Raw genomic sequence first — 7,273 nt, 5'->3', positions numbered from 1 at the left:
GCGGCCCCAGCGGAACTCGCGCACCCAGGCCCCGTCGGCCAGGTCATGGCGCTGGGGGCTGCGCTCACGCTCGTGCCGGCCGGCGAAGTCCAGAATCTGGGTCTGCTGGTCGTCCAGGGGCAGGCGGACCTCCAGACCCTCCAGCAGGAAGGGATCGGCGCCCAGGTTGCGCAGGGTGTGGCGAATCCGTAGGGAACCGCCGGCCATGGACTCCACCCTGGTCTCCAACCCAAGCTGGGCATCCTCGTCACGGGCCTTGATGGTCAGCGAGTCGGCGGTCTGCTCGGGCTGGCCCTCGACCAGGAATCGAGGCGACCAGGAGCGCCCGGCCTGGATGCCCTCGGGACCCTGGGCGATCCGATGCCCGGTCAGGCCCGGATGCAGGTAGGTGTTCTGTGCATGCTCCAGCAGCAGGGGCGAATGGGTCGAGGTCCAGGCGGGGGTCTGTTCCAAGCCATTCAGGTCGGGACCCGCATAGAGCCCCCTGACGTCAGGAATATCGGCACCCGGCGTAATGGGCCCCAGGGCCATATAGGTGAATGGCTGATCAGAATGGACCGGCTGTGGAAAGAGCATGAAAAATCCTTTAGTAACTACGGCACAAATGTGCAAAAACAACAATGCTTGATGAACCAGTGAGCCGCCCAGCCCACTGCAGTCGGGCGGCTCCTGATTGATAGACTACTTGACTGCTCCGGCCACCATCCCTGCAATGAAGTACTTTTGCAGGAACATGTAGGCGACCACCATGGGGGCTGCCGCAATCAGGGATGCCGCTGCAGCGACGCCCAGATTGTTGGTATTGGCCGAGAAGAAGGAGGCCACGCGAGGGGCGATGGTCTGGGCCGAGGGGTCGGTCAGGATGTAGCTGGACAGGGCGTAGTCGTTCCATACTGTCGAGCCGGTCATGATGATCACGGTCGCCGTCACCGGCTTGAGCATGGGCAGGACCAGGCGCATGAAGACCTGGAGCTTGTTGGCTCCGTCCAGCTCGCCGGCCTCGTCAATCGCCGGAGGTATGGCCTTGATGAAGGCCGTGTAGAGGAAGACCGACAGAGGCAGGTTGGTGGCCGTCAGCACCGCGATGATGCCCCAGTAGTTGTTCACCCCGCCGATCTTCACCAGGAAGGAATAGAGGGGGACCAGAATGCTCAGGGGCGGAATCATCATCATGGAGAGGATGAAGGCCGAGACCAGCTTGTTGAACCGGGTCAGACGACGAGCCAGGGGGTAGGCCGCTGCCGCTCCCAGGATGCAGACCAGGGCCGTCGTCCCCACGGTCACCACCACGCTGTTGAGCACGGATTTGAGGATGCCGCCCTCATTGACGGCTTCGGACCAGTTGGACCATGCCATGTCATGGGTGCGCATGCTCAGCGCCGAGCTCAGATCATCCGAGGGTTTGAGCGAGGTGGTGATCGCCAGGTAGAAGGGCAGGAGCTGGCAGAGGCAGACGATGACCAGGAAGAGGTAGATGGCCCAGCGCCCACGCTGGTATGACCGCTCAGCAGGGGTCATCGCATTCTTGTTCTTGCTAGCCATGTCAGGCCTCCCAATCCAGCTTGGCCAGCCCCTTGTTGACCAGCCAGGTCACGATGGCAATCAGGACGAAGAGGAAGACCCCGATGGCCGAGGCATACCCGGCCGCCTGGTTGTCGAAGTAGATCGTGCCGATATAGGTCGAGATGGAGTTGGTCGAATACCCGGGACCACCGCCTGTCAGCACCTTGACCATGTCGTAGAGCTTCAGTCCTCCGATCAGGTTCAGGACCACGCTGGTCGTGAAGGCGGGCGCCAGGAGCGGCAGGGTGATGTTCCAGAACTTCTTCCAGCCGGATGCCCCATCGACCTCGGCGGCCTCGACCACCTCCTGGTCCATGGTCTGCAGACCGGCCAGGTAGATGATCATGGAGACGCCGACGAACTGGATGGAATTCACCAGCACGATGATGCAGACCGAGAACCCGGCATTGTTGAACCAGGCCACCTTGTGCAGACCCAGCGCCGTCATGACGGCGTTCAGAGCGCCCTGCTGGTACTGGAAGACGAAGTAGTACATGATGCCCATGATGACCGGGGCCACCAGGGCGGGCAGGTAGATGATGGCCCTGATCAGGGTGCGCCCCTTGATCTTGGCGTTCAGCAGCAGCGCCAGAGCCAAGCCCAGGATCTGCTGGAGCACTGTGCTGCCGATGCCGTAGATGAAGGTGTTGATGACCACCTGCTTGAAGTTGGTGTCAGTCAGCATCTGCTTGTAGTTGGCCAGCCCCACGAAGGATTTGGCGTCGTTGTACCCGTCCCAGTTGGTCAGAGAAAGCTCGATCCCCGACAGGAGCGGATAGATGATGAAGATCACCAGGAGGATGACGGCAGGAAGATAGAAGAGATTGATCGAGGCACCCCTGAAGCGGCGACGACGCGGGGAGGGACCCCTGCCGTGGCCAACGGATGCATCCCTGCCATCCCCATGTAACGGTGATCCGGATTGGGTGTCCTGCGAAGGAATCGCCCCTGAGCGACTATCTGTCATGACTCGACTCCTCTTGGTCTACTAATCAGGAAGACTTCTGGCCATACAGGCTGTTGAAGGAGGTCTTGACCTGATCTGCAGCGGCCTGTGCAGTCAGCTGACCGGTCAGCAGACCGTCGGTCGACTTGGCCAAGGTGTTGTACATGCCGTTGGGCAGGTACTTGCGGTCGAAGAAGGGGACCAGCTTGGTCTTCTTCTCGTTCACCCAGTAGTTGTAGGTCGGCTCGAACTGCCCCAGTGCGGACTTGACGCCGGTCAGGGCCGAATCGTTCATGCTCACGTCGACCAGCTTCTGCAGGTTTTCAGGCTCGGCCATGAAGTCGATGAACTTCAGCGCCGCGTCCTTGTTCTTGCTGGTCTTGGAGACGCCGAAGGTCAGGGTGTCCTCGCCGGTGGAGAAGTAGGGCTTGCCGACCTCGGCGGGAACCGGCATCATGCCCAGCTTGACGTTGGGGTTGTAGGATTCGATCAGCTGGGAGCTGCCGTTGGCGCGGAAGGAGAAGCCGACCTTGTCCTGGGCCATCAGCCTGGAAATGTCATCCTGGGAGGCGGAGGTGTAATCCACATTGAACCAGCCGTCCTTGGCCCACTTGGCCACCCTGGTGGTGTACTTCTCGTAGACCGCGGTGTCGAACTTGCCCTTGGAGAGATCCTTGAGCTGGCTTTCGTCGTACATGCCCGGAAGCATGTAGTCTGCAAGGTCCCCGTTGGGGCCCGCGTCCTTGTTGGAGGAGATGAGCGGAGTGTATCCGGCGGCCTTCAGCTTCGTGCAGGCCTGCTCAAAGGCGTCCCAGGTGTCGATGGACTTGGGATCGATGCCGACCGCATCCAGGACCGTCTGGTTGTACATGATGCCCGACACCTGGATGTCGGCGGGCAGGGCGTAGAACTTGCCGTCCTTGGTCTTGAAGACATCGTTGCCTATCGGCTTGAGCCGCTTGGCCCAGGGCCTATTCTGCAGCGGCTCCAGGAAGTTGCCGTACCGGTCGCGCGACCAGCCGTGGGTGTTCCAGATGTCCGGAGGGTTGTGGCCCGCCAGACGAACCTTGATGTCGTTCTCGTTGTTGTTGGTGCCCGGAACCATCTTGATGGTGATGTCCGGATTCTTGGCCTCGAACTTCTTGCCCAGGCCCTGAAGAGCCTTGAGCTGGGGGGTTCCCGTAGACTGCATGGTCATGAATTCCACGGTCTTCTTGCCCCCGGAGGAGGAAGAGCCGCAGGCAGCCAATGAGGTTATTGCCATAGCGCAGCAGATGCCGACCGCCGCCACCGTCTTGATCCTATTCATCAACCACTCCTTCGTAGGTTGCTTCGTTGCCGAACATGTTCCATGCGAACAGGAACTCATTCGTGTTTCTTAATATACACGAGTAGATTTATCTGTCAAATATCTGACGCCGATTGCCTGAACAGCTGCTTTTGAAGACAAGGGCTTTCGCAACGGCTGGAAATTTGGTGCCATTTCCCTTGCTTTTCCGGCTATAGCCCGGCATGTGCGGACAGGTCAATGGCGGTGTAGAACGGAGTTTGAAAACAATATCAATTCGAGTAGATTCTATATTCCGGGTAGCATGAATTGAGACTGGTGAATAGGCAGATGGGATCGAGCTCTGATGGCTGCAAACGATAAGAAACTCCGACAACGCAGAAGGGCCACACGCACGGATGTGGCCAAGCTGGCCAACGTCTCCACGGCGGTGGTCAGCTACGTCTTCAACAACGGGCCCAGGGCAGTGGCCCCGGACACATCCAAGCGGGTGCGCGAGGCGGCGAAGCTGCTGAACTACCACCCCAACCCCACGGCGCGTGCCCTGCGCACCGGGTATTCCAAGATGCTGGGCGTCATCGTGCCGGATTCGTCCAACCCCTTCAGCGCCGGTATCTACGACGAGCTGCAGACGGTGGCCATGCGGCGGGGGTACTCAGTCCTCTTCATGAACGTGCGCAGCGACCCCGAATTGGAGGAGCAGTCCATCAGGCAGCTGCTGGAGCGCAACGTCGATGCCATTTTCCTCTCATCCTCGCGCAGCTACACACAGCTGAGCATGGCTCATCTTGAGGAGAGCCGCTTCGTCTTCATGGACCAGCCCCACCGGGTGGCCAACGCCAAGAGCGTGTCGACCGATTTCTTCCACTCTGGCCTGACCGCCACCCAGCACCTGATCGAGCACCGGCACTGCAGCGTCGACATGCTCTTTGGCGGCTCCCCCGACGACCGGGGCGACGCGCGAATCCAGGGCTGGTATGCGGCCCACCAGAACGCCAACCTGCCCGCCGGCAGGATCCGCCAGGCCTTCTTCACACGCGAGGGCGGCTATCGCGCCACCTTGGACCTGATCGACAGCGGCAAGCCGCCCCAGGCCATTTTCGCCGGTTCCGACATGGAGGCCATGGGCGCTCTTCGGGCCCTGCATGAGCGCGGGCTGCGCATCCCCGAAGACGTGGCCATCGTCTCCTTCGACGGCACCATCGACTCCCTCTACACCTGGCCTCAGCTGACCACCATGCAGCAGGACACTGCGAAAATCGCCTCCTGCGCCATCAATGCGGCCTTGGAGCCGGACCAGGTTCCCGACGTGCAGATCATCAAGGCGGATCTGGTCGTCCGTCACTCCTGCGGCTGCTGAAGCGACAACTAATTAAGCCATGTGAACCCCGGATATTATCCATAGTTTTTCATTCATACAGACCAGCGGCATACATCAGAGAAGGCGCTGACATCATCGCCACAAAGGCATTGATGCCAGCGCCTTCTCAGACTCTGTTCAGGCTCAGACCCAGGGTCATGCCCCGATCAGATCCAGCATTTCGGGAACGGACTTCTTGCCGAACTCCACGGTCTCCTGGCCGTCCTTGCGGATCACGATGCAGGGGACGCTCATGACCTGGTACTGGTCCTTGAGCTCGGGGAAGTGGGCCAGGTCGTAGGCCTCGGCGCGCACCTTGCCGTTCTGGGCCGCCACCCGCTGTGCGGACAGGACCGTGGTCGGGCACATGGTGCAGGTCAGGGAGACCAGCATCATCACGTCCACCTGGTCCTTGATGGCATCGATCCGGTCCGAGGTGGGCTGATCCACCTGCTGCCCGGGGCCCGCTGCATTGTAGAGGGCCAGGACGAAGGAGTTGAACTCGTGACCGCTGGGCACGCCATGGAAGGCCAGCCCGGTCGGCTGGGAGACGCCCTGGTCGTCCACGCGGCAGATGCGCACGCTGGGGCGGGCATCGGGCAGGTCGCCGGCGGGATCATAGTCCTTGCCGTCCTCGTCCGTGCGGGAGTCGACCCTGGAGGTCAGCTTGCCGTCGGAGAGCCCGACCAGCTCGTCCACGAAGGCCTCCAGCTCCTTGGAGACCTGGCTGCCGTCCAGATCCAGGGCCAGCTCCAGCTTTCCGGTCATCTTGCCGAAGACCATGTCCAGCTGCTTGCGGATGTCCGGCCCGAAGAAGCCGGAGGTCTTGGCCGGGGCCTGGTCGTGCTCCTGGGCCACAGGCGCGGGCGAGGTGCCCGAGGCCAGTGCGGAGTTCTCGGCCTGACGCTCGGAGCGGGCGTAGGGGGAATCGTCGGGACGCGGCGGCACCAGGCCGGTCTTGTCCGACATATTGGAGGCGTAGCGCTCCAGCTCCACGGCGGCCACAGCACCATCGGCGGTGGCGGTGATGACCTGCCGCAGGTTCTTGACCCGCAGATCCCCGGCGGCGTAGATGCCCGGCACCGAGGTCTCCAGGTAGCCGTGGGTCAGCACGTAGCCATGGTCGTCCAGATCCACCACGCCCTTGAGCATGCCGGTCTGGGGCACGTAGCCGGCGAAGACGAAGACGCCGAAGGTGCCGCCGTCCTGGGGCTTCCAGGTGGTGGTCTGCCCGCTCTTGCGGTCAAAAATGGTGGCCTCGACCAGCCCGCCGGGGCCTGCGGAGACACCCTTGAGCTCGGTGGAGTAGTGAATTTCGATCTTGTCGTTGTTCCGGGCCTCGTCAGCCACGGCGGCGTCGCAGGTGAAGTCCTCCTCGCGCACCAGCAGGGTCACCTTGGTGGCGTACTTGGTCAGGAAGACCGACTCCTCGGCTGCCGCGAACCCGCCGCCGACCACCAGGACCTCGCGCCCGGTGAAGAACTCGCCATCGCAGGTGGCGCAGTAGGCCACACCGCGGCCCGCGTACTCCTGCTCGCCCTGGAAGCCTATCTTGCGGGGGCTGGCGCCGGTGGCAATCAGGATGCCGAAGGTGCGCAGGTCGCCCCGGGAGGTGTGGACCACCTTGATGTCGCCCTGAGCCTCGATGCCGGTGGCCTCGGCGCTCATGAACTCGGCTCCGAAGTTCTGGGCCTGCTGGCGCATGGTCTCGGTCAGCTTGCGGCCGTCGGTGCTGGCCACGCCCGGGTAGTTGACCACGTCGGCCGTGATGGTGATCTGGCCGCCGAAGTCGTCCTTCTCCAGGATCAGGGTGCGATACCGCGCCCGGGCCAGGTAGAGCCCTGCGCTCAGGCCTGCAGGGCCGCCGCCGATGACGACCACGTCATAAAGATTCTTGTCTTCCGTCATGAATGCCTCTTCCGAAGGAATGCACGGATGTGCTGGTGTTGGATGCTGGTCGTGAATACAGAAAAGGGAACCCGCCCTGGTCGCTTCCGATCGGCGAGTTCCCGATGTTGGCAGCTGCGGATCAGAGCTGACCGACCAGATCCAGGCTGGGCTCGATGGTGTCCTCGCCGGGCTCCCACTTGGCAGGGCAGACCTGATCGCCGTGCTC

The 7,273-nt window shown here is 62.1% G+C and carries 6 protein-coding genes and 1 pseudogene; 1 reads left to right on the top strand and 6 read right to left on the bottom strand.

Annotated elements, in window-relative coordinates:
* From AC0AP0_RS06850 to AC0AP0_RS06835, 4 genes are all read right to left on the bottom strand, one after another.
* A partial coding sequence (locus AC0AP0_RS06850) for a glycoside hydrolase family 36 N-terminal domain-containing protein (protein ID WP_490429849.1) occupies positions 1–576 on the bottom strand: 576 nt, incomplete at its 3' end.
* 105 nt (positions 577–681) lie between these two features.
* Positions 682–1,542 carry a carbohydrate ABC transporter permease gene (locus AC0AP0_RS06845; protein WP_198189880.1) on the bottom strand — a complete coding sequence of 287 codons (861 nt, stop codon included), beginning with the start codon at positions 1,540–1,542 and terminating at the stop codon, positions 682–684.
* A gap of 1 nt (position 1,543) precedes the next feature.
* A complete protein-coding gene (locus AC0AP0_RS06840; protein WP_490429848.1) occupies positions 1,544–2,530 on the bottom strand; it encodes a carbohydrate ABC transporter permease in 987 nt (328 codons plus the stop codon).
* 25 nt (positions 2,531–2,555) lie between these two features.
* Positions 2,556–3,818: an ABC transporter substrate-binding protein gene (locus AC0AP0_RS06835; RefSeq protein ID WP_490429847.1), complete on the bottom strand. Its 1,263-nt coding sequence runs from the start codon at positions 3,816–3,818 to the stop codon at positions 2,556–2,558.
* Positions 3,819–4,143: 325 nt separating this feature from the next.
* On the opposite strand from AC0AP0_RS06835, the gene AC0AP0_RS06830 reads away from it, so the two are divergent.
* On the top strand, positions 4,144–5,157 hold the full coding sequence (locus AC0AP0_RS06830; protein ID WP_445339511.1) for a LacI family DNA-binding transcriptional regulator: 1,014 nt from the start codon (positions 4,144–4,146) through the stop codon (positions 5,155–5,157).
* Between the two features lie 156 nt (positions 5,158–5,313).
* On the opposite strand, the gene AC0AP0_RS06825 is transcribed toward AC0AP0_RS06830, so the two are convergent.
* Together AC0AP0_RS06825 and AC0AP0_RS06820 are read right to left on the bottom strand one after the other, a co-directional pair.
* Positions 5,314–7,065 (bottom strand): FAD-dependent oxidoreductase, encoded by a 1,752-nt coding sequence (locus tag AC0AP0_RS06825; RefSeq protein WP_490429846.1) that lies wholly within the window; start codon positions 7,063–7,065, stop codon positions 5,314–5,316.
* A 121-nt stretch (positions 7,066–7,186) separates the two neighbouring features.
* Positions 7,187–7,273: pseudogene (locus AC0AP0_RS06820) on the bottom strand (peroxiredoxin); the annotation flags it as partial.

Source organism: Bifidobacterium sp. POST2/T3 (B1), from assembly GCF_058197115.1.
The sequence above is the reverse complement of the archived record's forward strand: the minus strand, read 5'-3'. Positions and strand labels throughout refer to the sequence as shown.

Bases quoted from the DNA above. Each gene is read 5' to 3' on its own strand.
- AC0AP0_RS06845 (WP_198189880.1), bottom strand. From the start codon at position 1,542: ATGGCTAGCAAGAACAAGAATGCGATGACCCCTGCTGAGCGGTCATAC.
- AC0AP0_RS06840 (WP_490429848.1), bottom strand. From the start codon at position 2,530: ATGACAGATAGTCGCTCAGGGGCGATTCCTTCGCAGGACACCCAATCC.
- AC0AP0_RS06835 (WP_490429847.1), bottom strand. From the start codon at position 3,818: ATGAATAGGATCAAGACGGTGGCGGCGGTCGGCATCTGCTGCGCTATG.
- AC0AP0_RS06830 (WP_445339511.1), top strand. From the start codon at position 4,144: ATGGCTGCAAACGATAAGAAACTCCGACAACGCAGAAGGGCCACACGC.
- AC0AP0_RS06825 (WP_490429846.1), bottom strand. From the start codon at position 7,065: ATGACGGAAGACAAGAATCTTTATGACGTGGTCGTCATCGGCGGCGGC.